This window comes from Mesorhizobium sp. WSM3866 (assembly GCF_002294795.1).
Taxonomy (GTDB): Bacteria; Pseudomonadota; Alphaproteobacteria; order Rhizobiales; family Rhizobiaceae; genus Mesorhizobium.
Genome location: NZ_NSGC01000012.1, coordinates 22,391 through 44,437 on the forward strand (window position 1 = coordinate 22,391; position 22,047 = coordinate 44,437).

The window sequence follows — 22,047 nt, forward strand, 5'->3', positions numbered from 1 at the left end:
GCAAAGCCTGTTCGCTTGGCGGCGACGGATTGGAAAAATATGATCGACGACGTCTACAATGCGAAAATCCTGAGCTTCGCCGGAAACATCGCCAAGATCGGCCGGCTCGACCACCCCGATGCGACCGCCAGAGCGCACTCCAAACTGTGCGGCTCGACCGTCACAGTCGACCTCAAAATGGATGGCGACGTGGTGACCGATTTCGCTCATGACGTGAAGGCCTGCGCGCTTGGTCAGGCATCCTCCTCGATCATGGCCCAGCATGTCATCGGCGCGAACGCCGATGAGCTGCGCGCAGTGCGCGAGACCATGCTGAAGATGCTCAAGGAAAACGGCGCGCCGCCGGAAGGCCGGTTCGCCGATCTGAAATATCTGGAGCCGGTGCGCGACTACAAGGCACGTCACGCCTCGACCATGCTGACCTTCGATGCGGTGGTCGACGCGATCGGCCAGATCGAGAAGAAGCGCGCCGGAGAGGCTGCTTGAGGGCGATCTCCTGAGCTGCTTGCCTGTTATGGCGAACTCGCTTGGTATCCCGGCGCCATGTCGAGTGGACCGACCGGCGTCCCGTCCGGCCTTCCCGGCGATGACCGATAAAAGGTCGTTGCGTTCCCGGCTCGAAACCCACATCTAACGCACAAGGAAGCTGGCTGCGGAGAAGTGCGGATGGGAGACCATCCAGGACATATCCATGGTGTCCGGCCGGTCCGGCATGGGCGAAACTGGCAGGGACCCTGGCGCAAGACGCCGGGCCGCGTCCTCGGCACGTCGCTCGTGCGCCTCTACCAGTTGACGCTTTCCGGCTTCGTCGGCAATAGCTGCCGGCATCTGCCGACCTGTTCCGAATACGCGCATGAGGCAATCGCCCGCCATGGATTGTGGACCGGGGGCTGGCTGGCGCTGTTCCGGGTCTCGCGTTGCGGGCCGTTCGGGACGCATGGCATCGACCGCGTGCCGGAGACGCTTGCGCCGCGCTATGTCTGGTTCATGCCGTGGCGCTATTGGCAAATCGGCAGGAAGCGCGATGACGCAGATGGCTGACTGCGGCAGCGTTTCGCAGCCCGTGTTTACGATTCAGTAGGGTTAACGTCAGCCTGCACAAACACTGCCAATTTGAGACAAAATCGAGACAAGACGCCTCGCTAAGCCGCTCCGCGTAATCCATTTTCCGGAGTGAGCTTCGATGCGCCAGATGGACCGCTATCCGTTCTTCATTGCCATCATTCTGTTCCTGCTGGCCTGGATGCTCGGCCTGCCGATGCGGGCGCAATCGGCGCCGCTCAAAGACATCCACTGCACTTTGATCGAGGACTCGGCGAGCGGCTCGACGCTTTGCCAGGATGGCTTCCGCGACGAGCGCGTCAGCCCGGCTTCGATCTTGCCGAAGGGGCTCGCGACGCGGGCGGCTTCCTGAACGATCTTCCCGGGCTCATCAAATAGAACGGCTTGCGGCTTTACGGCGGCGGAAACTCCTCATAAAAGACTGCCGCCCGCCAGCGTCCAAGTGATTGGCGCCTCCGGCCAACCCTGCATGCTCCAGCACACTTCCTGCGACATGCATTCACCACCCGCGCTCGTTTGCGGGACTGGATAGGACAACTCTGATGCTGAATTCCGTGTCCCTGACATTTCCCGATGGTTCCGTCCGCGAGTACGACGCGGCCATGACCGGCGCCGCCCTTGCCGAATCGATCTCCAAATCGCTGGCGAAAAAGGCTGTTGCCTATAGCCTCGACGGCACCGTCCGCGATCTTTCCGATCCGCTCGGCAGGTCCGGCAAGGTCGAGATCATCACCCGCGAGGATCCGCGCGCGCTGGAACTCATCCGCCACGACGCGGCGCACGTGCTGGCCGAGGCCGTGCAGGAGCTTTGGCCGGGAACGCAGGTGACCATCGGGCCGGTGATCGAGAACGGGTTCTATTACGACTTCGCGCGCAACGAGCCGTTCACCCCGGACGATTTCCCGGTGATCGAGAAGAAGATGCGCGAGATCATCGCCCGCAACAGGCCGTTCACCAAGGAAGTGTGGTCGCGCGAGAAGGCGAAGAAGGTCTTTGCCGACAAGGGCGAGCGCTACAAGGTCGAGCTGATCGACGCTATCCCCGAGGATCAGGATATCAAGATCTACGCGCAGGGCGACTGGTTCGATCTCTGCCGCGGTCCGCACATGGCTTCGACCGGGCAGATCGGCAACGCCTTCAAGTTGATGAAGGTGGCGGGCGCCTATTGGCGCGGCGATTCCAACAACCCGATGCTGACGCGCATCTACGGTACCGCCTTTGCCGACCAGGCGCAGCTCGAGGCATACCAGAAGCTGCTGGAGGAAGCCGAGAAGCGCGATCATCGCAAGCTCGGCCGCGAGATGGATTTGTTCCATTTTCAGGAGGAGGGACCGGGCGTCGTCTTCTGGCACGCCAAGGGCTGGAAGATGTTCCAGAACCTGGTCAACTACATGCGCCGCCGCCTCGACGAGCACGGCTACCAGGAAGTCAACGCGCCGCAGGTGCTGGACAAGAGCCTGTGGGAGACGTCCGGCCACTGGGGCTGGTATCGCGACGCGATGTTCAAGGTGACGGTTGCCGGTGACGACACCGACGACGACCGCGTCTTCGCACTGAAGCCGATGAACTGCCCCGGCCATGTGCAGATCTTCAAGCATGGGTTGAAGTCTTACCGTGAACTGCCCGTAAAGCTTGCGGAGTTCGGCAATGTGCACCGCTACGAACCGTCGGGCGCGCTGCATGGGCTGATGCGTGTGCGCGGCTTCACTCAGGACGATGCGCATATCTTCTGCACCGAGGAGCAACTCGCCGCGGAATGCCTGCGCATCAACGATCTAATCTTGTCGACCTATGCCGATTTCGGCTTCGACGAGGTCGCGGTGAAGCTGTCGACGCGGCCCGACAAGCGCGTCGGCACAGACGAGGCCTGGGATCATGCCGAGGCGATCATGAGCAATGTGCTGGAGACGATCCGCACGCGCTCCGGCAATCGCATCAAGACCTCGGTCAATCCGGGCGAGGGTGCCTTCTACGGGCCGAAGTTCGAATATGTGCTGAAGGACGCCATCGGCCGCGAATGGCAGTGCGGCACCACCCAGGTCGACTTCAACCTGCCGGAACGCTTCGGCGCCTTCTATATCGGCTCGGATTCGGAGAAGAAGCAGCCGGTCATGGTGCATCGCGCGGTGTGCGGCTCGATGGAACGCTTCCTCGGCATCCTGATCGAGAACTATTCCGGCCATTTCCCGCTGTGGTTCGCGCCGCTGCAGGTGGTGGTGGCGACGATCACCTCCGACGCGGATGAGTATGCCACGAAAGTGGTCGAGCGGCTGAAGGCTGCGGGGCTGCTCGCCGAAACCGATCTGCGCAACGAGAAGATCAACTACAAGGTGCGCGAGCACAGCCTGGCCAAGGTTCCGGTCATTCTCGTTTGCGGCAAGCGGGAGGCGGAAGAGGAAACCGTCAATGTCCGCCGTCTCGGCTCCCGCGACCAGGAATCGCTGAAGCTCGACGACGCCGTGAAATTGCTGGCGGACGAGGCCGTCTCTCCGGACCGCAAGCGCCGCGCGGCCTAAAATCGTTAATCTCCAATCGCTTCTCGAATGGCGGTGGCACATAGTCCACCGCCATCTTCACACGCCTGTCACGCCAACCTTGTAGCCGAGCCGCCATGCTCAAGCTGAAACCGCGGGGAAGGCCGTTTCCCGAGCTCTCCTACGCCAACCGGCATCAGCCGGCGCTGACGCGGTGGTTCATCCATTCCGTCGAAGGCCTGTCGGGCCGCGACCGCTTTGCCGTGCTCTACGACTTGTGGCGGCGCCAGGTCGCTCCAACGGGCGAACGTGTGTTCAGCCGCATGCTGGACTTGATCGACGTCAGGGTGCACCACGCCGGCCGTTGGCCGCCGGCAAATGTGCCGGCTAGTCCGCTGGTGATCGTCGCCAACCATCCCTTCGGCATCGGCGACGGCATTGCAGTGCTGTCGCTCGCCGAGCAGCTCGGCCGTCCGTTCCGGGTCATGATCCACAAGGACCTGCTCAGGATCCGCGAGATGGAAGCCTATTCGCTGCCGATCGATTTTTCCGAGACCAAGGAAGCGCTGAAGAACAACATGGCCGTGCGCCACGAGGCAGTGCGGCTGTTGAAGGCAGGCGTCACCATCGTCGTTTTTCCGGCCGGCGGCGTCGCCACGGCGCCGAAGGGGTTCGGCCGGGCGATCGACCTGCCGTGGAAGATGTTTCCGGCCAAGCTCATCCAGGAGGCCAAGGCCTCGGTCATCCCTTTGCATTTCTCCGGCCAGAACGGCCGTCTGTTCCATCTCGTCAGTGGGCCGATGAACATGGCCGAGCGCGACAACCGCGTGGCGAAATTCGTCGGCAAGGCGTCGCTGACGCTGCGCACCTCCCTATTAATCCGCGAATTCGCCCGGCTGTCGGGCAAGGCGATCGAGGTGCGCATCGGCGATGTGCTGAAGTGGAGCGAGCTCGAACCGTTGCGCGACCGCAAGGCGCTGCTCGACAAGCTCTACCAAGCGGTTTTCGATCTCGCTCCGGCGGCGGCGCGGCGCGGACGCACGCCGTTTCTAACCAAGCGGATGCGCAAAGCCGCCTGAGCAGCTTAGTCCGCGCCCTCCTCGGGATCGATGGCGGACGATTCGTTGGCCACGACCTCGATTTCTTGGTTCTGGCCGGCCACGACGGTGAAATCCTTCTGGTAGATGCGGTCGCGGTTCTTGGCGATGATGGTGTATTGGCCTTCGGCCAGCACCATCGAGGCGAAGGCGCCGACGGCTTCCTTGATCGGATCGCCGGATTCATTGAGCAGCGACCAGGAGGTGTCGGCAATGGCTTCGCCGCCGGGCTCGCGCACCAGCTTCATCGTCATCTCGGCCGCGCGGTGCTCGACGGTGGCCTCGGTCAGCTTGCCGGCCTCGACGCGGATATCGGAGCGGATCACGGCGTTGACCGCGCCATAGGTGGAGACGACATGGTAGGTGCCTGCATTCAGCCGCACCACCGTGTTCGGCTCGACATCGGGGGCGATCAGCGCGCGGTCGCCATTGGCCTCGGCCTGGCCCTCATAGATCGCGAAGCGGAGCTTCTTTGGCGCGATGTGCGCGCCGCCGGACGTCACCGCATCGAGCTTCAAGCCGCCGGCATCGAGAACGAGGCTCTCTCGCTTTGCGTCCTTGCCGACGGTGATGCGCTTGGTAGCGCCGGCCCGTCCGTAAGAGGCGTGGACCAGGTAGCTGCCGGGGTCGAGCTGGAACACCGCCGTGCCGCCATGCGCGGACGCGACCATCGGCAGCTTGCCGTCGCTGGCCGGTTCCGGCTTGAAGACGCGCCAGACGATGCCGCGGGTGATGTCGGCGCCCTTGTCGGTCAGTTGCGCAGAAAGGGTGATCGCTCCGCCGCTGCCAAGCGCCAGCGACCGCTCGCTCTTCGGCGTCGCATAGCTCGAAATGCCCGGCAACTTGATATTGCCGACATCGTTGGCGTTCTGGGCCAGCGCGAACGAAACCGGCACCGCAAGCAACGCGGCGATGAGCCCGACCACGAAAAGGCGCAGAGTCCCCTCAAACATGCCTTGCGTTGAAGCCCAAGGCGGTGGCAATTTCAAGGCTCAAGAGCCTGCCGCCCTCCGCCAGGGCTCTTTATCCGGCGTATAATTGCGCCATTGCCCGAGCCGCCCGATCTCCCGATGGCGCGCTTCAGCTCAAAATCGAATGCTAGGAGACTTGCGCCCATGGCGTCGCCGATCATCGACTTCCTGCTGACCCGCAGTTCAGCGCCGATTCCGGACCTCAAGGAGCCGGCGCCGAGCGATGCGGAAATCGCCACGATGATCGCCGCGGCATCGCGGGTACCAGACCATGGCCGCCTCGAGCCCTGGCGGTTTATCGTCTACCGCGGCGAGGCGCGGGTCGAGATCGGCAAGAAGCTCGCGGTGCTTGCCGAGCAGCGCGAAGGACCGTTGCCGGAGGGGCGCCGCAACCAGGAACTGGCGCGCTTCTCGCGCGCCCCGCTGGTGATCGGCGTCGTCTCCGTGCCGCGGGAGAACCCAAAGATCCCGCAATGGGAGATGTTCCTGTCGGGTGGAATGGCGGCTATGAATCTGATGATCGCGGCCAACGCGCTGGGCTATGGCACCAACATGATCAGCAACTGGTATTCCGACGTTGCGGAGGGCAGGGCGATCCTCGGGCTGTCGCCGCAGGAGCGCGTCATCGGCTTCGTCCATATCGGCTCGTACCAGGGACCGGCGCCGGAGCGGCCGCGGCCCGATCCGGCGAAGCTCTATGCCGATTATGCCGGGCCGTGGGCCGGCTGAGATGTTCTACGAGCCATCCAAGGGGCACGGCCTGCCGCACGATCCGTCGAAGGCGATCGTTGCACCCCGCCCGATCGGATGGATCTCGACATTGAACAAGGCCGGTGAGATCAACCTGGCGCCCTATTCCTTCTTCAATGCCTTTTCGACGCGGCCTTTCATCGTCTGGTTCTCATCCGAAGGCGCGAAGGACAGCGCCACCTTCGCTGAAGAAACCGGCGAATTCGTCGCCAATCTCGTCAGCCGCGAGCTTGCCGAGAAGATGAACCGCACCGCCGTCGATGCGCCGCGCGGCGTCAGCGAGTTCGCCTATGCCGATCTCGCCATGGCGCCGTCGCGCCTCGTCGCGCCGCCGCGCGTGGCGGAAGCGCCCGCCGCCCTCGAATGCAAGGTGACCGAGATATTTCGGCCGCGGGCACTGGATGGCGCCGAGACCAGCGCCATCGTCGTCGCCGGCGAGGTCGTCGGGGTCCACATCGACGATGCTTATCTCAGGGACGGCCTGTTCGACATCGTCAGGGCCGGCAATGTCGCCCGGCTCGGCTATATGGACTATGCCAGCGTGAACGAGATTTTCTCGATGCGGCGGCCGCGCTGGAGCAAGGATTAACCGAAAGGGCTACACGGCTCACGTCCGCTACAAACTGATCCCCATGGTCTGGCAATTGGCGGTTCAGGCTGAAAGTCCCGCCGCTCTCGCGCGTGCCAGCAGCCGCTCCGCAAGCCGCAGGTGCGGCCGATCATACATCTTGCCGTCGATGCCGACGACGCCCGGATTTCCCGCCGCCGCGAAGGCGTCGACGATCGCCCGCGATCGTTCGACCGCTTCCGGCGACGGCGTGAAAGCGGCGTTGATGACCGGCACCTGCGCCGGATGGATCGCCATCTTGCCGGTAAAGCCGTCGCGCTCGGCTTCTCTGCATTCGGCTTCGAAAGCGGCCATGTCGCGGAAATCCGGAAAGACGGTATCGATCGCGGCGATTTCCGCCGCTCCGGCGGCCAGGATGGTCGTCGCGCGCGCCAGGCGGAAGACGTCGGTGTAGCGGCCGCTCTCGTCGCGCGCCGAACGCGCGCCGATTGCGGCCGACAGATCTTCCGCGCCCCAGGTAAGTCCGGCAAGCCGGCTGCTTGCTCCGGCGTAGCTCGCGGCAGCCAGCAGGCCGGATGCGGTTTCGGTGATGATCGGCAGGATCTTTATGCCGCCATCCGGCAAGCCGCTTTCGGCCTCGTGCACCCGAAGCTTGGCCGCGAGCTGCTGGACATCCTGTCCGCTGTTCGACTTCGGCAGCATGATGCCGTCGGGTTTCACCGGGACGAGCGCCGCAAGATCATCGTCGGTCAGGCCGGTCGACAGATCGTTGACGCGTACGTAGATGGCGGAGCTGGTCTGCTGTCGGTGGCCGGCGATGAGGTTCGCCGCGACTTTGCGGGCGGCCGCCTTATTGCCGGCGGCGACCGAATCCTCAAGGTCGACGATGACCACGTCGGCGCCGGCGCCAAAGCCCTTTTCCAGCTTGCGCTCGGAATCGCCCGGCACGAAGAGCAGCGAGCGCATCAGGACGCCTTCTTCATCATCATCGCCTGCCTCGTGCATTTGGCGACAAGAACATCGTTCTGATTATAGGCGCGGTGCTCGAATTCGACGATGCCGCGATCGGGCTTCGACCTGGACTCGCGCACCGAAACGACCGTCGTCTCGACGCGAATGGTGTCGCCGTGGAAAACCGGGTGCGGGAAGACGGTCTCCTTCATGCCGAGATTGGCGACAGTTGTGCCGACGGTGATATCGTTCACCGAGATGCCGATCATGAGGCCGAGCGTGAACAGCGAATTGACCAAGGGCTTGCCCCATTCGCTCTTCGCGGCGAAGTCGAAGTCGATGTGGAGCGGCTGCGGGTTCAGCGTCATCACCGAGAACAGCATGTTGTCGCTTTCGGTGACGGTCTTGCGCAGCGTGTGCCGGAAGACGCGGCCGACGACGAACTCCTCCAGATAAAGCCCGGCCATGGTCGATCTCCTCCGCTATTTCTGTTTGATAGGCGTTGGTTGCAAAGCCATCAAGCCGGTTAAGAAACATGGTGAACCGTTCGTAAACCATTTCCAGCTTACCGTTCCCAACGGGGCCGAAACGTTTCGGCAAGGGCAGCTGATCGGCATGGTTGTTTCGCATTTTCTAAAGTGGATCGATAAGGCAAGGGTTTCCGAGCGCGCCGCCGCCGCGAGCGCGCTGGCCCGCGCCTACATCAATTCCGACCTGCCGTTCGAGGATCGCTGCGCCGCCGAGGCGGCGCTCACGCTGCTGCTCGACGACGTTTCCGCCAAGGTCCGGCAGGCGCTCGCCGAAGCGCTGTCGATGAGCCATCACGCCCCGCCGCAGGTGATCGCAGCACTCGCTTCCGACCAGCCGGAAGTGGCGGCGCTGGTGCTGGCGCGTTCGCCTTTGCTTACCGATGCCGATCTCATCGACCGCGTCGCCTGCGGCCAGAAGGCCACCCAAAAGCTGATAGCCAACCGTCCCGTCGTCTCGATGTCGCTGGCGGCAGCCATCGCCGAGATCGGCGAGCCGGAAGCCTGCGCCACGCTGATCGCCAACAGCGGCGCCGATATTGCATCGCTGAGTTTCCGCCGGATGGCCGAACGGCACGGCCACCTGCCGCTGGTGCGCGAGGCGCTGATCGCCGACGCGCGGCTTCCCGCGGACTGCCGGCACATGCTTCTGGTCAAGCTCGGCGAGACGCTGAAGGGATCGCCGCTGGTATTGGCACTGATGGGAGCGGCACGGGCAGACCGCGTGATGCGCGACGCCTGCGTGAAGGCTTCGGTGACGCTGATCGAGGGCACCCGCGCCGAGGAGCACGCCGCGCTGATCGAGCATCTCAGACTGCGCGGCGATCTCACCGCGAGCTTCATCATCCGCACCGTCGCGCATGGCAAGGTCGACTTTTTCGGCTCGGCCCTGGTGGCGCTTGCCCAACAATCCGAGCAGCGGGTGAGGGCGTTGCTGGTCGGTGGGCACGACGTTGCGCTGCAGGCGCTGTTCCGCAGCGCAGGCCTCGCCGCCGCCACGCACGGCATCATCCTGCGCGCGCTGAAGATCTGGCGCGAGGTCGCCAACGGCAAGCGTGTCGCCGGCGTGCAGGAGGTGAGTTGGCTGATGCTGAAGGAACTCGGCGGGCAATCGGCCGAGGGCGATCTCGCTGGACTGGTGAAGTCGATCCATCTCGACGCGCTGCGCGAGAACGCGCGCGGGCATGCGCTGGCAATTGCCGCCGCCTAGCGCATGTCGGTATCAGGTGTGGCCGGCCTGGCGGCTTCCTGCTCGATGCTCACGTATCCCGGCCCGGCCCGTCTAAGGGTGCCCCCTTCGCGAAAAAATCCGGATAATCCTGCATCGCGGCAGCGATGATGCGCAGTGAGGCCGCGACCTGAAGCATTTCCGGCCGGTCGCTGCGACCGGCGATGCTCGCCGCATATTCCCGCGCCACGGCGATGGTCGAGGTCTGCGGCTCGCCATGCCTCCTGAACAGCAATTCCCGCGCCAGGCCGCGCAGGAAGCTGCCGATCGACTCGACCGTCTCGCGTGGCACGATGGAGTTCAGTTGCGCCTGGCGCAGCCGGAGCACTTCGAGGCCGACGGTCACGGCGGCAATGCTGCCGCCAAGAATAGGGTCGCCTTTCCTCCCGGTCTGCTGCAGTTGCGGCATCAACTGGTTGATCCGGTCATAGGCCAGGCTTTCGAAGGCCGAACGCCTGGGGACGCGCTCATGCACGCAAAGGCGCGCCAGGTCCTCGCGCATCGCCGTCGAGATGCGCTCAACAGTGGCCCAGGGATTGGCCGGCAGAACGACGATGAAGACGCCGATGGCGATCAGGATGCCGACCAGGATCGATGCCGATCCGGCGAAGAACGGGCCGGGATCATAGGTCATCATCTGGTGCGGGCTGAGAAAAGCCAAGAAATTGATGGCGAAGGCGGTGGCCACGCCGACATGCCGCGGATTGGCCATGCCGAGCGCTGCCGGCACCAGGATCGGCACGACAAAGAGGGTGAACCAGCCGAAGCCGGGCAGCGCCGGCATTGCGATCTGGCCGACGAGGAAAGCGAAAGGCAAAGCGAGGAGCGTTCCGGTGAAGAAGCCCCAGGCCGACTGAACCGGATCGGGACGCGCCGCGAACAGGCTGGAGACGACGGCGACGAGAATGACGGTGCCCGCCGCCTCCGACCATTTGGTGGTCAGCCAGAAGGCGGCCACCAGAAGCGTGGCGAGCGCGGCGCGCACCGCATTGCGCCAGGCCGCATGATAGTCGCGGTGCACGACCAGGGCCGGTTGCTGCCGCTCACGAGACGTTCGGGAAACCGGCGAGCGAAGCGCATCCAAGCCGCGCATCACCTGCTTCAGCGCCTCCGCGAAATCGGCGGCAATGGTGAGGCGGCTGATGGTGCCGACCTTGTCTTCACCGGGATCGGTGGCCACCGGCGCCGTTTCTCTTGCCCTGATCGCGATTGCCTCGAGCCGGGCCACCCATGGGCCGGTGTCGTCCAACGCGTCGCGCGTCGTAGCGAGTTCCCCGACGATTGCCTTCAACTCGCTGCGAACAGGGATGAGCGTCGCATTCTCCGGCGCGGCATGGGTATGCAGCGCGCGGGCCGCCGAGAGCGCCCACAGGAGCTGTCCGATCGTGCGCCGGACCGGATGGGCGCGGGTCGCGAAGCTCGGCGCTTCGAGGCGCGCATAGGTGCGCATTTCGGCAAGTGTCTGGGCATCGGTGATCAGCTTGCGCTGGAGAGCGGCAAGACCGGCCGGATCGCCGTCGGAAAAGGCGCCTGAGGCGTAGTCGGCGAGATCGAGAATGCTGCGTTTCAGCCTGGAGATGATGGCGTCCGCCGCGAGCTTCGGCAGGATCAGCCGGCTGGTGACGCCGGCGCAGACGATGCCGAGCACAATTTCGGCGCAGCGCGCGACAGCGAGATCGACGACGAGATGCGCCTGCCCGAATGCCGGCAGGCTGATGATCATCGCTGTATAGCCGGCAAGGGCGGCGCCATAGGCTTCCGGATTGCGCAGCAGCGAGGAAACGAGGGTGCTGACGCCGATCCATAGTGCCAGCACCGTCACCAAGAGCCAGGGATTGGTGCCGAACAGCGATGTGATGCCGATCGCCGCCAGGCCGCCGGCCAGCGTACCGAGCAGGCGGTAGAAGCCTTTCGCCAGCACCATGCCGGCGACCGGCTGCGCGACGATGAACACGGTCATCATCGCCCACTGCGGATGATCGAGCTTCAAGGCGTAAGCGGCAAGCAGCGCGATCAGCCCGGCAGAAACCGTTCGCAGGGCGAAGATCCAGTCCGAGCGCGTCGGCTGGGTCAGCTCACTTAACGGTGTCCCGGCTAGATCCTTCAGCCGCGTCCAGGTCACATGCAAGTCTCCGTCCCGGAGCCTGTTATGGACCAGTCCGCGTTCAGATATCCAGCACGTCGGCCTCGGCGAATTCGGCACGTTCCTGGATGAAGCGGAAGCGGGCCTCGGGCTTGGTGCCCATCAGCGCGTCGACGGCGTCCTTGGTCGCCTGCTCGGCATCGATCACGTCGACCCTGAGAAGCGTGCGCTTCCTCGGGTCCATCGTGGTTTCCTTGAGCTGCGAGGCCATCATCTCGCCAAGGCCCTTGAAGCGGCCGATCTCGACCTTGCCGCGCCCGGTGAATTCGGTGCGCAGCAATTCGTCCTTGTGCGCGTCGTCACGCGCATAGGCCACCTTACCGCCCTGACGGATCGAATAGAGCGGCGGCACAGCCATATAGAGGTGGCCACCGCGGATCAGGTTCGGCATCTCCTGGTAGAAGAAGGTGATCAAAAGCGAAGCGATATGCGCGCCGTCAACGTCGGCGTCGGTCATGATGATCACGCGGTCGTAGCGCAGGTCCTCGTCGCGATATTTCGAGCGGGTGCCGCAGCCGAGCGCCTGGATCAGGTCGGAAATCTGCTGGTTGGCGGCAAGCTTGTCGTTGCCGGCGCTGGCGACGTTGAGGATCTTGCCGCGCAGCGGCAGCACCGCCTGGCTGGCGCGGTCGCGCGCCTGCTTGGCCGAGCCTCCGGCCGAGTCGCCCTCCACGATGAAGATCTCGGCGCCGGCCGCGGCGTTCTGCGTGCAGTCGGCGAGCTTGCCCGGCAGGCGCAGCTTGCGTACCGCGCTCTTGCGCGACACTTCCTTTTCCTGGCGCCGGCGCACACGCTCGTCGGCGCGCGCGATCACCCATTCGAGAAGCTTCGAGGCTTCCTGCGGGTTGTCGGCCAGCCAGTGGTCGAACGGGTCGCGGATGGCGGTTTCGACGATGCGTATCGCCTCGATGGTGGCCAGCCTGTCCTTGGTCTGGCCGACGAATTCCGGCTCTCGGATGAATACCGACAGCATGCCGGCGGCCGAGATCATGACGTCCTCGGTCGTGATGATCGAGGCGCGCTTGTTGCCGATGAGGTCGGCATAAGCGCGAAGCCCGCGCGTCAGCACGTTGCGGAAGCCCGCCTCATGCGTGCCGCCCTCGGGAGTGGGAATCGTATTGCAGTAGGAGTTGAGGAAGCCGTCGCCGCCGAACCAGGTCACCGCCCATTCCAGCGAGCCGTGGCCGCCCTGCTTGTCGCTTTTGCCCGCGAAGACTTCGCGCGTGACCTGGAATTCGTCGCCGAGGGTGGCCTTGAGATAGTCTTTGAGGCCGCCCGGGAAATGGAACTCGGCTTTGGCCGGAGTTTGATCCTTTTCCTTGATCAGCGAGGGATCGCAGGTCCAGCGGATCTCGACGCCGCCGAACAGATAGGCCTTCGAGCGCGTCATGCGGTAGAGCCGGGCCGGCTCGAAGGCGGCGCCCTTGCCGAAGATCTGCTCGTCGGGATGGAAGCGGGTCCTGGTGCCGCGGCGGTTGTGCACCTCGCCGAGGTGCTCCAGCCCGCTCACCGGAACGCCGCGCGAGAAGCGCTGGCGATAGAGCTGGCGCCCGCGCGCGACCTCGACCTCGAGGTGGTCGGACAGCGCGTTGACGACGGATACGCCGACGCCGTGCAGACCGCCGGAGGTCTCGTAGACCTTGGAGTCGAACTTGCCGCCCGAATGCAGCGTCGTCATGATGACTTCGAGCGCCGGCTTCTTGAACTTCGGATGCGGATCGATCGGAATGCCGCGGCCATTGTCGGTGACGGTAAGAAATCCGTCCGCCGAAAGCTCGACGTCGATGAAGGTGGCGTGGCCGGCCACCGCCTCGTCCATCGAATTGTCGATGACCTCGGCGAAGAGGTGATGCATCGCCTTGTCGTCGGTGCCGCCGATATACATGCCTGGGCGGCGGCGCACCGGCTCCAGCCCCTCAAGCACCTCGATGTCGGCGGCGCTGTAGCTCTCGCTGCCGTCGCGGGCGGCGGCCGAGCGCTTTGCGGCCTGCACCAGCGGATCGGCCGGCCGCGAGGACGCGCGTACTTGCTGGGGCTGCTTTTCCGGGTTGCCGAAAAGATCGCTGGTGTCGTCCATGCTAGCCATTAAGTCCGGTACTGCGAATCACTCCTCGATACTGCCACGCTTTTGGCGGGCGAACGAGTTCCTGTTCCGTTCAGGGATCAAACTGTCTCTTATTCCAAAACCATTCGATAACCAAGCCGCTGGAAATAGGGCGGGCTCCACCCCTTCGGATTCCTGATTCTTTAACATTAACGCCTAGCGTGAGCCTCAACGACAAAAGACCACGGGGCGTCAGGGGTTTCGTTGTGAAGGGCAGGGCCATAACCATGATCGGCATCGCAGCCGTTTTCGGCGCGATCTCGATCTTTGCCGCGGACTTCTGGGTCAAAAGCCAGGCGAGGGCCCAGTCCGAGCAGAAGACGGCATCGATCGTGGTGCCGCACGAGGCCAAAGTCGAGTTCAAGACCATCGTCGTGGCGAATGCGCCGCTGCGCTACGGCATGCAGCTCGACCGGTCGCAACTCACCGAAATTCCGTGGCCGCAGGATTCTCTGCCGCAAGGCGCCTTCCCGACCGTCGACAAGCTGCTGGCCGAAGGCAGCCGCGTCGTGCTGTCGCCGATCGAGGTCAACGAGCCGGTGCTGCTCGCCAAGCTGTCGGGACCGAATGGCCGCGCCACACTTTCCAACATGCTGTCGCCGGGCATGCGGGCCGTCACCATCCGCACCGACGAGATCGCCGGCGTCGGCGGCTTCATCACGCCGGGCGACCGGGTCGACGTCGTGCTGACGCGCGATGCCGGCGAAATCCAGGAAGTGTCCAAGAACGCGCAAGGGGCAGCCGGCTCGACGGTCACGTCCGAAATCGTCGTCTCCGACGCCAAGGTGCTTTCGGTCGGGCAGGGCGCGGACGAGCGCAAGACCGAGCCGCAGGTCGCCAATTCCGTCACCCTCGAGGTCACGAACGAAGGGGCGCAGAAGGTAGCGCTCGCCCGCACCGTCGGCTCCTTGTCGCTGTCTTTGCGGTCCGCCGCCGATGCCAGCGCCAGCGGCAACGGGCTTACCACCATCTCTTCCTTCGGCGGTTCGGTTGCCGCGAGCGCCGAGGCAAGCGCCGCCTCGCTGGTCAAGGCGGTGGCGAAGGAGCCGGAGGAGCCAAAATTCAAGACGGTGATCGTGTCCCGTGGCACGAAGGTGGAGGAATACAAGGTTCCCTCCAAGCCCGCCGAGGGAGACGTCGTTCCTTCCAAGGAACAAGAACAATAGCCGGTGGGGACCGGCCGGGAACGGGACAATGCCTGTGTTGAACAAAGAACGGACGACGAGAGGGCTGCGCCTTCTGCGTGCAATGGCGGCGGGCGCCTTTCTGGCAGCCGCCGGAATACTGGCCTTTGGGGCGCCGGCCCAGGCAAACAACGACGTCGTATACGTCTCGGCGACCAAGAACGCCTCGATCAAAGTCGCCAAGGGCAAGCCCAAGACGATCATGACGAACGCGGCCTTCTATCAGATCGTCATCGGCGATCCGGAGATCGCCAACGTCAATCCGCTGACCGACAAGTCCTTCTATGTGTTGGGCAACAATCTCGGCACCACCGGCATCGCGCTGTTCGATCAGAACAAGCAGCTCGTCGGCACCATCGACATCGAGGTGACGCTGGACACCGACCAACTCGCCAACACCATCCGCGCCAGCGTGCCGGATGCCAAGATCAAGGTCGGTTCGGCCAACGGCCGCGTGGTGCTTTCGGGCGAGGCGGAAGACGCGGTCGCGGCCGACAAGGCGAGCAAGATCGCGTCGCGCTTCTCCGGCAATGAGGAAGTGATCAACTCGGTCAACATCTCGTCCTCGCAGCAGGTTCAGCTCAATGTCCGTTTCGTCGAGATCAACCGGCAGGCGGGACAGGATCTCGGCGCCAAATACGGGGCCAACTTTGCCTTCGGCGTCGGCGGTCGCGACGTCATCATCGACCCGGGCACGGTACCGACCGCCGGGACCGGCGAGATCATCGGCCGGTTGCTTTCCAACGGGGTTTCGATCGACATCGCCATCAAGGCGCTGGAAGAGCGCGGTCTCGCCCGGCGGCTGGCCGAGCCCAACCTGATCGCCCGCTCGGGCCAGACGGCGAGCTTCCTTGCCGGCGGCGAGTTCCCGATCCCGGTGTCCGAGGACAACGGCAAGATCAGCGTCAGCTACAAGAAATACGGCGTCGGTCTTGATTTCACGCCGACCGTGCTCAAGGGTGGACTGGTCAGCCTCGATATCGCGCCGGAAGTTTCGTCGATCGATCCCTCCGCGTCGATCGAAGTCAGCAGCGGCATTTCCATTCCCGCCTTCATCGTGCGTCGCGCCAAGACGTCGGTCGACTTGAAAAACGGCCAGAGCTTCATGATCGCGGGCCTTCTGCAGTCGCAGAACGACATCACCACCTCGCGCCTGCCGGGGCTCGGCAAGCTGCCGGTTCTCGGTCCGCTGTTCTCCTCGAAATCCTATCAGCGGCGCGAGACCGATCTGGTGATCATCGTCACGCCCTACCTGGTCAAACCGGTTGACCCGTCGAAGAAGATGGTCGAGCCCACCGACGGAACGCGGCCGCCAAGCAATGCCGACTACTTCCTGAACAACACCGAGGAAGTCGACGCTTCCGCTCCCAAGCGCCCCTTGGCGCTGGCCGACGGCAGCGGGGCCCGTCCGGTGGCGGCCACGACGTCGGGCCATTTCCTCGATCTGCCGAAGGACTGAAGCCATGCGTCTGGCTCCTTGCATCGCTCTGCTGCTCGCCGGCGCGCTCTCCGGCTGCACCAGCGACGACTATGTGCGCACCGAAGGCGTGTCTCCGGCCGCCGGCAACGCCCAGGCGTCCAACACAGCCATGCAGATGGTCGACCCCTGGCAGTACGGCGTCCAGAACACCAGGCTCCTGGTGCCGGCTCCGAGCACGAGCTCCACGGCCAATGCCGCGGGCGCGAAGGCCGGCGCGGCGCCGGCTTCGACGACATCGGTATCAACGACAGCAGACTGATGAGCTGACGACCATGGCATCGGGCACCAAGACCAAGAAGATCCTGCTCGTTTCGACCGATCGGGCGTTTTCGCAGGACACGCGGACGGCTTTCGCTGCATCCGAGGTCATCGAGCTTTTGACGGTCGAGAAAAGCGTCAACGAACTGCGCGGCGAGGTCCAGGAGACCGATTTCGGCGCCGTCATTGTCGACATGGACGCGGCCAAGCTCGAAGAGATCGAGTCGCTGCAGCGCATCATGCGCCGAATCGAAGGCCGCGTCCCGGTGGTCGTCGTCACGCAGGAATTCAATGCGGCGGCGGTGCGCATCCTGGTGCAGCTCAAGGTCGCCGACTTCCTGGTGAAGCCGATCACCACCGCCGATCTGGTGCGTTCCGTCATTCGCGCGCTACAGGGGCCGGGGCGGGAGGAAAACACCGAATCGCAAATCTACACCTTCATGCCGGCCGCCGGCGGTGTCGGCACCACCACGCTTGCCCTGCAGACCGCCTTCCAGCTGCATCATTCGGTGACGCGCGGCGCCTCGACCTGCGTGGTCGACCTCAATTTCCAGCAGGGCGCCTGCGCCGAATATCTCGACCTCGAACCGCGCTTCGACATCACCGAAATCGAGAACCAGCCCGAACGTCTCGACCGGCAGCTGCTGGACGTCATGCTGTCCAAGCATGCAAGCGGGCTCTGCGTGCTGGCAGCGCCGACGCGCCCTTCGGAAATGCGCTCGTTCAAGACCGATGTCGTGGTGCGCATGCTCGACCTCGTCTCGGCCTATTTCGACAATGTCGTCATCGACATGCCGCGCACTTGGTTCCCGTGGACCGAGACGGTGCTGCTCGGCTCCAACAAGCTCTATATCGTGGCCGAGATGACGGTGCCTTGCCTGCGCCACACTCAGCGTCTCATCCAGGCCATCTACGAGACGGCTGGCAAGGAAGTGAAGCCCAACGTCATCGTCAACCGTTTCGAGCAGAAGATGTTCGACAGCGGCATCAAGCAGGCCGACGTCCAGGATATCCTCGGCGAGCACTTCGTCGGCGGTATCTCCAACAACTACCGGCTGGTGCGCGAGGCCGTCGACCGCGGCGTGCCGCTGCACGACATCGATCCGAACGCCAATGTCGTCAATGACCTGAAGAAAATCATCCTGCCCGAGGAGGCCGTGGCGACGACGGCAAAATCGAAGTCGCTGTTCGGCCTCGGCAAGGGCCTCTTGAAGAGGAAAGCAGGATGAGCAGTCGCTTCTCCAACCTGCAGAATCGCGATGTCCGTCCGCTGCGGGCGCCCGAACCCGCGCCCGTTGCGCATCACGCCGTGGTCATTCCGACGACCCGCAAGCCGGCGCCGCCGAAGCTGGAAGCAGCACCCGCAAAGAGCGCCAACAAGGTGCTCGACGCGCGCGTGCGCATCCACCGCATGCTGCTCGAAGAAATCAACCTCGTCGCTCTGGAGCGGCTGCCCAAGGACGAAATGCGCCGCCAGGTGCATGAATTCGTCTCGGAAAAGACCCGTCAGGAGCGAATGGCGATCAACACCGCCGAGCTGGACGCGCTGGTGGACGACATCGTCGACGAGATGGTGGGCCTCGGCCCGCTGGAGCCGCTGCTCAAGGATCCGGAGATCAACGATATCCTGATCAACGGCCATCAGAACTGCTTCGTCGAAAAGCGAGGCAAGCTGCAGCAGGTCCATATCCCGTTCAAGGACGAGGCGCATCTGCTTCGGATCATTAATAAAATCGTCGCGGCCGTCGGCCGCCGCGTCGATGAATCGCAGCCGATGGTCGACGCCCGCATGCTCGACGGATCGCGTTTCAACGCCGCGATCAGGCCGGTCGGCGTCGACGGGCCGCTGGTATCGATCCGCAAATTCTCCAAGAACAAGCTCGGCCTGCACAAACTGGTAGAGTTCGGCGCCATCACCCAGAACATGGCCGAGGTGCTGGCGGCGGCCGTGCATGCGCGCAAGACGACGATCATCTCCGGCGGCACCGGCACCGGCAAGACGACGATGCTCAATGCCTTGTCGGCCTTCATTCCCGAGGACGAGCGCCTGATCACCATCGAGGACGCCGCCGAATTGCAGCTGCAGCAGCCGCATGTCGCGCGCATGGAAACGCGCCCGGCAAACATCGAGGGTCATGGCGAGCTGAAGCAGCGCGATCTGGTCAAGAACGCGCTGCGCATGCGGCCCGACCGCGTCATCCTTGGCGAGTGCCGTGGCGAGGAGGCCTTCGACATGCTGCAGGCGATGAACACCGGCCATGAAGGGTCGATGGCGACCATCCACGCCAACACGCCGCGCGACGCAATATCGCGCCTCGAACAAATGCTCGGCATGACCGGCATGCCGATGACGGTGCAGTCGATCCGCAGCCAGATTGCGAGCGCCATCGACATCATCGTGCAGCTGACACGCCTGTCCGACGGCAAGCGCAAGGTGACCAGCGTCGCCGAGGTGACGGGCATGGAAGGCGACGTCATCCAGATGCAGGAGATCTTCCGCTTCGTGCGCACCGGCATGGAGGCGGACGGCAAGATAGTCGGCCATTTCGAGGCAACGGGCATCCGACCGCGCTTCCTCGAGGACCTGCGCAACATGGGCATTGAATTTCCGGGCAAGTATTTCGAACCCGGCCGGCCGCAGGAGTAGCCGGTGCTCGAGGGATTCAGCCCGATCTATGCCGTCTACGCGGCGGCGGCGCTCACCGGCATCATGATCGCCGAAGGCTGCTACCTGCTCTATGCCGGCCGCAGCGACAAGCGCACGGCGATCAATCGCCGCATGAAGCTGGCGGAGAACAAGATCAGCCAGGAGCAGGTGCTGATCCAGCTGCGCAAGGAGCGCGGCATGGAAGAGGGCACGCCCCTCCTTTCTTTCGATCGCTTTCGCGCCTTGCGCACGCAGTCCGGCATGATCATGCCGATGCCCAAATTCCTCACGATCACGTCGGGGACAGCGTTCACTCTGGCGCTTTTCGCCGTCTGGTACGGCCTGCCTTTGCTGTTCGGGCTGGTCCTGCTTCCTGTGCTGGTGCCGGTCTTGCCGGTTATGGCGATGCGTTTTCTGCGCAAGCGCCGGCTTAAGCGCTTCGGCATGCAATTGCCGGAAGCGCTGGAGCTGATCACGCGCGGCCTCAAGGCCGGCCACCCGGTGCCGGTGGCGATCGCGATGGTGGCGCGCGAGATGGCCGATCCGATCGGCACCGAGTTCGGCGTCGTGGCCGACGAAGTGACTTATGGCTCGGACCTGGTTTCAGCGCTCAACAACCTGTTCGATCGCGTCGGCCATGAGGACCTGCCGCTGTTCGTCACCGCAGTCTCGATCCAGAGCAGCTCCGGCGGCAATCTGCGCGAGATCCTCGACGGCCTGTCGTCGACCATCCGCGAGCGCGGCAAGCTGCGGCGCAAGGTGCGCGCCATTTCGACCGAAGGCCGCATGTCGGCCTATATCCTGACCGCCGTGCCGGTGCTTCTGTTCACCGCCATCATGGTGCTGATGCCGCAATTCTACCGCGAGGTGTGGGGGATACCGAAGACCTGGTACATGCTGGGCGGCTCGATCCTGTGGCTCCTGCTCGGCAATGCCATCATGTTCAAGATGTCGAATTTCAGGTTCTGAAATGGACGAGGTCATCCGCTTCCTTGCCTCGCTAGCGCCGACATCGCTGATGCCGGTGGCTATGCTGCTGCTGGTGATGGGCGGCGGCGCGGTGGCCTGGCCGCTGGTCGTCGCGCAGGGCGACCGCAACGAGGTCAAGCGCCGGCTGAAGGTCGAGGCGGCGCAGCCGATCGAGCAGCACGAGCCGGCACCCAGGAAAAACGCGAACGCCGTGCGCGAGAAGGCGGTGAGGCGGGCGCAGGAATTCTATGCCAAGAGCGATCCGGAGAATGTCGCGCGACTGCGCATGAAGCTCATCCAGGCCGGTTACATGGAGCCGCGCGCCGTCGGTACGTTCTTCCTGATCCGTTTTGCCGCGCTGGTCGGAATGGCGCTTGGGGCGTTCCTGGTCAACCATTGGGCGGCCAGCGCCGAATCGACCGTGACCAGCCGCTGGACCTTCATCATCCTGTCGGGAGCGGCCGGCTATTTCCTGCCCGGCCTGGTGCTGACGCAGAAGGTGCGGGAAAAGATGCGCGAATACCGCAATGGCTTTCCCGACTTCATGGATTTGATGATCGTCTGCTCCGACGCGGGCATGAGCATGGAGGCCGGCATCGAGCGGGTCTCGAAGGAACTCGCCAGGACCTATCCGTCGCTCAGCCAAAACCTGCAGCTGGTGTCGCTGGAGTTGAGGGCCGGCCGCAGCCTCGACGATGCACTAAAGGCGCTCGCCGATCGCCTCAGCCTCGACGAGGTGCGCTCCTTCGCGACGCTCCTGCAGCAGTCCAAGGAACTCGGCACCAGCCTGTCGGGAGCGCTGCGTGTCTTTTCCGACGAAATGCGCCACAAGCGCATGTCGCTTGCCGAGGAGAAGGCGCATGCCTTGCCGGCCAAGATGTCGGTCCCGGTGACGGTGTGCATCCTGCCGGTGGTGCTGATGGTCGCCATCATCCCGATCGTGGTAAGGCTGACGTCGCACTGAGGCCGGCGGTGCTGGTTAACGCATCCTTTGCAAGCAACTGAAATTTAGGCGCATTTCGGCACCGAAGCTTAATCGCTCTCCTGTATGGTCCTTGCTGAAGAACGACCCGGCAAATCGGGCGACGGGGCAGGGCATGCGTCACAGACTTTCCACGGCAGCGGCGGTATTGGCGGCCGTCTTGATGATCACCGGCTGTACTACGAACAGCAGCGTCGACACGACCAAGACCACCGCAATCCAGGCGACGGCCAAGGATATCAGCGCCGCCGACCTGACGGAGGGCAAGGCGCAATTCCGGGAGGCGAATTTCGGTCTCGCAGAACAGCATTTCCGCAAAGCGGTGGAGCTCAAGGCAGACAATGCCGAAGCCTGGATGGGGCTTGCCGCCTCCTATGACGAGCTCGGCCGCTTCGACTTCGCCGACCGCGCCTATGCGCAATTGCTGAGGGTCGCCGGGCGCAAGCCGCAGATCGTCAACAATATGGGCTATTCGCAGCTCCTGCGCGGCAACAAGAAGAAGGCAAGGGCGCTGCTGCTCGAAGCCAAGGCCGGTCTCGCCGACCAGACCGTGGTCAACGCCAACCTAGCGCTGCTCGACAAGAGCTGATCCGCTTCCGGCTCGTCCCGCAGCGGAACCGGGCCGTAGTTTCAGCGGACATGTCGACGCTTT

Annotated in this window: 20 protein-coding genes and 1 pseudogene; 16 read left to right on the top strand and 5 right to left on the bottom strand. The window is 64.1% G+C overall.

The window, feature by feature from the left end; all coding sequences use genetic code 11:
- Positions 1 to 39: 39 nt before the first annotated feature.
- From CK222_RS24330 to CK222_RS24350, 5 genes and pseudogenes are all read left to right on the top strand, one after another.
- Positions 40 to 486, top strand: a complete 447-nt coding sequence (locus CK222_RS24330; protein WP_067328046.1) for an iron-sulfur cluster assembly scaffold protein — start codon at positions 40 to 42, stop codon at positions 484 to 486.
- Positions 487 to 666: 180 nt separating this feature from the next.
- Positions 667 to 1,041, top strand: coding sequence for a membrane protein insertion efficiency factor YidD (yidD, locus tag CK222_RS24335; RefSeq protein WP_095802165.1), 375 nt, complete (start codon positions 667 to 669; stop codon positions 1,039 to 1,041).
- 142 nt (positions 1,042 to 1,183) lie between these two features.
- Positions 1,184 to 1,375: pseudogene (locus tag CK222_RS24340) on the top strand (class D beta-lactamase); the annotation flags it as partial.
- Positions 1,376 to 1,604: 229 nt separating this feature from the next.
- Positions 1,605 to 3,578, top strand: coding sequence for a threonine--tRNA ligase (thrS, locus tag CK222_RS24345; protein WP_095802166.1), 1,974 nt, complete (start codon positions 1,605 to 1,607; stop codon positions 3,576 to 3,578).
- A 95-nt stretch (positions 3,579 to 3,673) separates the two neighbouring features.
- Positions 3,674 to 4,615 (top strand): 1-acyl-sn-glycerol-3-phosphate acyltransferase, encoded by a 942-nt coding sequence (locus CK222_RS24350; protein ID WP_095802167.1) that lies wholly within the window; start codon positions 3,674 to 3,676, stop codon positions 4,613 to 4,615.
- Positions 4,616 to 4,620: 5 nt separating this feature from the next.
- Here CK222_RS24350 and CK222_RS24355 read toward each other — a convergent pair whose 3' ends face one another.
- Positions 4,621 to 5,586 (bottom strand): hypothetical protein, encoded by a 966-nt coding sequence (locus tag CK222_RS24355; RefSeq protein WP_095802168.1) that lies wholly within the window; start codon positions 5,584 to 5,586, stop codon positions 4,621 to 4,623.
- 162 nt (positions 5,587 to 5,748) lie between these two features.
- Here CK222_RS24355 and CK222_RS24360 point away from each other — a divergent pair, with 162 nt between their 5' ends.
- Together CK222_RS24360 and CK222_RS24365 are read left to right on the top strand one after the other, a co-directional pair.
- Entirely contained in the window at positions 5,749 to 6,333 is a 585-nt protein-coding gene (locus tag CK222_RS24360; protein WP_095802169.1) for a nitroreductase, read from the top strand.
- A gap of 1 nt (position 6,334) precedes the next feature.
- Positions 6,335 to 6,943 (top strand): flavin reductase family protein, encoded by a 609-nt coding sequence (locus CK222_RS24365; protein ID WP_067328053.1) that lies wholly within the window; start codon positions 6,335 to 6,337, stop codon positions 6,941 to 6,943.
- A gap of 63 nt (positions 6,944 to 7,006) precedes the next feature.
- On the opposite strand, the gene CK222_RS24370 is transcribed toward CK222_RS24365, so the two are convergent.
- Together CK222_RS24370 and CK222_RS24375 are read right to left on the bottom strand one after the other, a co-directional pair.
- Positions 7,007 to 7,888, bottom strand: a complete 882-nt coding sequence (locus tag CK222_RS24370; protein ID WP_095802253.1) for a CoA ester lyase — start codon at positions 7,886 to 7,888, stop codon at positions 7,007 to 7,009.
- Positions 7,888 to 8,340, bottom strand: coding sequence for a MaoC family dehydratase (locus CK222_RS24375; protein ID WP_067000165.1), 453 nt, complete (start codon positions 8,338 to 8,340; stop codon positions 7,888 to 7,890). Before CK222_RS24375 ends, CK222_RS24370 begins: the two co-directional genes overlap by 1 nt.
- 148 nt (positions 8,341 to 8,488) lie before the next feature.
- Here CK222_RS24375 and CK222_RS24380 point away from each other — a divergent pair, with 148 nt between their 5' ends.
- Positions 8,489 to 9,610, top strand: a complete 1,122-nt coding sequence (locus CK222_RS24380) for a DUF2336 domain-containing protein (protein ID WP_095802254.1) — start codon at positions 8,489 to 8,491, stop codon at positions 9,608 to 9,610.
- Between the two features lie 49 nt (positions 9,611 to 9,659).
- On the opposite strand, the gene CK222_RS24385 is transcribed toward CK222_RS24380, so the two are convergent.
- Both CK222_RS24385 and parE read right to left on the bottom strand, forming a co-directional pair.
- Complete coding sequence (locus CK222_RS24385; protein ID WP_095802170.1) at positions 9,660 to 11,750, bottom strand: FUSC family protein; 2,091 nt, start codon at positions 11,748 to 11,750, stop codon at positions 9,660 to 9,662.
- A 43-nt stretch (positions 11,751 to 11,793) separates the two neighbouring features.
- Positions 11,794 to 13,848 carry a DNA topoisomerase IV subunit B gene (gene parE, locus CK222_RS24390; RefSeq protein WP_095802171.1) on the bottom strand — a complete coding sequence of 685 codons (2,055 nt, stop codon included), beginning with the start codon at positions 13,846 to 13,848 and terminating at the stop codon, positions 11,794 to 11,796.
- Positions 13,849 to 14,102: 254 nt separating this feature from the next.
- Here parE and cpaB point away from each other — a divergent pair, with 254 nt between their 5' ends.
- From cpaB to CK222_RS24430, 8 genes are all read left to right on the top strand, one after another.
- A complete protein-coding gene (gene cpaB / locus CK222_RS24395; RefSeq protein ID WP_095802172.1) occupies positions 14,103 to 15,041 on the top strand; it encodes a Flp pilus assembly protein CpaB in 939 nt (312 codons plus the stop codon).
- A gap of 82 nt (positions 15,042 to 15,123) precedes the next feature.
- Positions 15,124 to 16,518 carry a type II and III secretion system protein family protein gene (locus CK222_RS24400; RefSeq protein WP_245433241.1) on the top strand — a complete coding sequence of 465 codons (1,395 nt, stop codon included), beginning with the start codon at positions 15,124 to 15,126 and terminating at the stop codon, positions 16,516 to 16,518.
- Positions 16,519 to 16,522: 4 nt separating this feature from the next.
- The gene (locus CK222_RS24405; protein ID WP_067328063.1) at positions 16,523 to 16,798 is read left to right on the top strand and encodes a hypothetical protein; all 276 of its coding nucleotides are present in this window, start codon (positions 16,523 to 16,525) and stop codon (positions 16,796 to 16,798) included.
- Between the two features lie 13 nt (positions 16,799 to 16,811).
- Positions 16,812 to 18,026: a response regulator/pilus assembly protein gene (locus CK222_RS24410; RefSeq protein WP_095780697.1), complete on the top strand. Its 1,215-nt coding sequence runs from the start codon at positions 16,812 to 16,814 to the stop codon at positions 18,024 to 18,026.
- Positions 18,023 to 19,444, top strand: a complete 1,422-nt coding sequence (locus CK222_RS24415) for a CpaF family protein (RefSeq protein WP_095802174.1) — start codon at positions 18,023 to 18,025, stop codon at positions 19,442 to 19,444. The genes CK222_RS24410 and CK222_RS24415 overlap by 4 nt, the downstream gene beginning before the upstream one ends.
- A gap of 3 nt (positions 19,445 to 19,447) precedes the next feature.
- Positions 19,448 to 20,413 (top strand): type II secretion system F family protein, encoded by a 966-nt coding sequence (locus CK222_RS24420; RefSeq protein WP_095802175.1) that lies wholly within the window; start codon positions 19,448 to 19,450, stop codon positions 20,411 to 20,413.
- 1 nt (position 20,414) lies between these two features.
- Complete coding sequence (locus CK222_RS24425; protein ID WP_095802176.1) at positions 20,415 to 21,377, top strand: type II secretion system F family protein; 963 nt, start codon at positions 20,415 to 20,417, stop codon at positions 21,375 to 21,377.
- A gap of 133 nt (positions 21,378 to 21,510) precedes the next feature.
- Positions 21,511 to 21,984, top strand: a complete 474-nt coding sequence (locus CK222_RS24430) for a hypothetical protein (protein ID WP_095802255.1) — start codon at positions 21,511 to 21,513, stop codon at positions 21,982 to 21,984.
- The last annotated feature ends 63 nt before the right edge of the window (positions 21,985 to 22,047 follow it).

What these genes read in the sequence shown, in the direction of transcription:
- CK222_RS24425 (WP_095802176.1), top strand. Translation starts at nt 20,415, where the DNA reads ATGGACGAGGTCATCCGCTTCCTTGCCTCGCTAGCGCCGACATCGCTG.
- CK222_RS24355 (WP_095802168.1), bottom strand. Translation starts at nt 5,586, where the DNA reads ATGTTTGAGGGGACTCTGCGCCTTTTCGTGGTCGGGCTCATCGCCGCG.
- cpaB (WP_095802172.1), top strand. Translation starts at nt 14,103, where the DNA reads ATGATCGGCATCGCAGCCGTTTTCGGCGCGATCTCGATCTTTGCCGCG.
- CK222_RS24360 (WP_095802169.1), top strand. Translation starts at nt 5,749, where the DNA reads ATGGCGTCGCCGATCATCGACTTCCTGCTGACCCGCAGTTCAGCGCCG.
- CK222_RS24370 (WP_095802253.1), bottom strand. Translation starts at nt 7,888, where the DNA reads ATGCGCTCGCTGCTCTTCGTGCCGGGCGATTCCGAGCGCAAGCTGGAA.
- parE (WP_095802171.1), bottom strand. Translation starts at nt 13,848, where the DNA reads ATGGACGACACCAGCGATCTTTTCGGCAACCCGGAAAAGCAGCCCCAG.
- yidD (WP_095802165.1), top strand. Translation starts at nt 667, where the DNA reads ATGGGAGACCATCCAGGACATATCCATGGTGTCCGGCCGGTCCGGCAT.
- CK222_RS24375 (WP_067000165.1), bottom strand. Translation starts at nt 8,340, where the DNA reads ATGGCCGGGCTTTATCTGGAGGAGTTCGTCGTCGGCCGCGTCTTCCGG.
- CK222_RS24380 (WP_095802254.1), top strand. Translation starts at nt 8,489, where the DNA reads ATGGTTGTTTCGCATTTTCTAAAGTGGATCGATAAGGCAAGGGTTTCC.
- CK222_RS24330 (WP_067328046.1), top strand. Translation starts at nt 40, where the DNA reads ATGATCGACGACGTCTACAATGCGAAAATCCTGAGCTTCGCCGGAAAC.
- CK222_RS24430 (WP_095802255.1), top strand. Translation starts at nt 21,511, where the DNA reads ATGCGTCACAGACTTTCCACGGCAGCGGCGGTATTGGCGGCCGTCTTG.
- CK222_RS24365 (WP_067328053.1), top strand. Translation starts at nt 6,335, where the DNA reads ATGTTCTACGAGCCATCCAAGGGGCACGGCCTGCCGCACGATCCGTCG.
- CK222_RS24410 (WP_095780697.1), top strand. Translation starts at nt 16,812, where the DNA reads ATGGCATCGGGCACCAAGACCAAGAAGATCCTGCTCGTTTCGACCGAT.
- CK222_RS24350 (WP_095802167.1), top strand. Translation starts at nt 3,674, where the DNA reads ATGCTCAAGCTGAAACCGCGGGGAAGGCCGTTTCCCGAGCTCTCCTAC.
- CK222_RS24415 (WP_095802174.1), top strand. Translation starts at nt 18,023, where the DNA reads ATGAGCAGTCGCTTCTCCAACCTGCAGAATCGCGATGTCCGTCCGCTG.
- CK222_RS24405 (WP_067328063.1), top strand. Translation starts at nt 16,523, where the DNA reads ATGCGTCTGGCTCCTTGCATCGCTCTGCTGCTCGCCGGCGCGCTCTCC.
- CK222_RS24400 (WP_245433241.1), top strand. Translation starts at nt 15,124, where the DNA reads ATGGCGGCGGGCGCCTTTCTGGCAGCCGCCGGAATACTGGCCTTTGGG.
- thrS (WP_095802166.1), top strand. Translation starts at nt 1,605, where the DNA reads ATGCTGAATTCCGTGTCCCTGACATTTCCCGATGGTTCCGTCCGCGAG.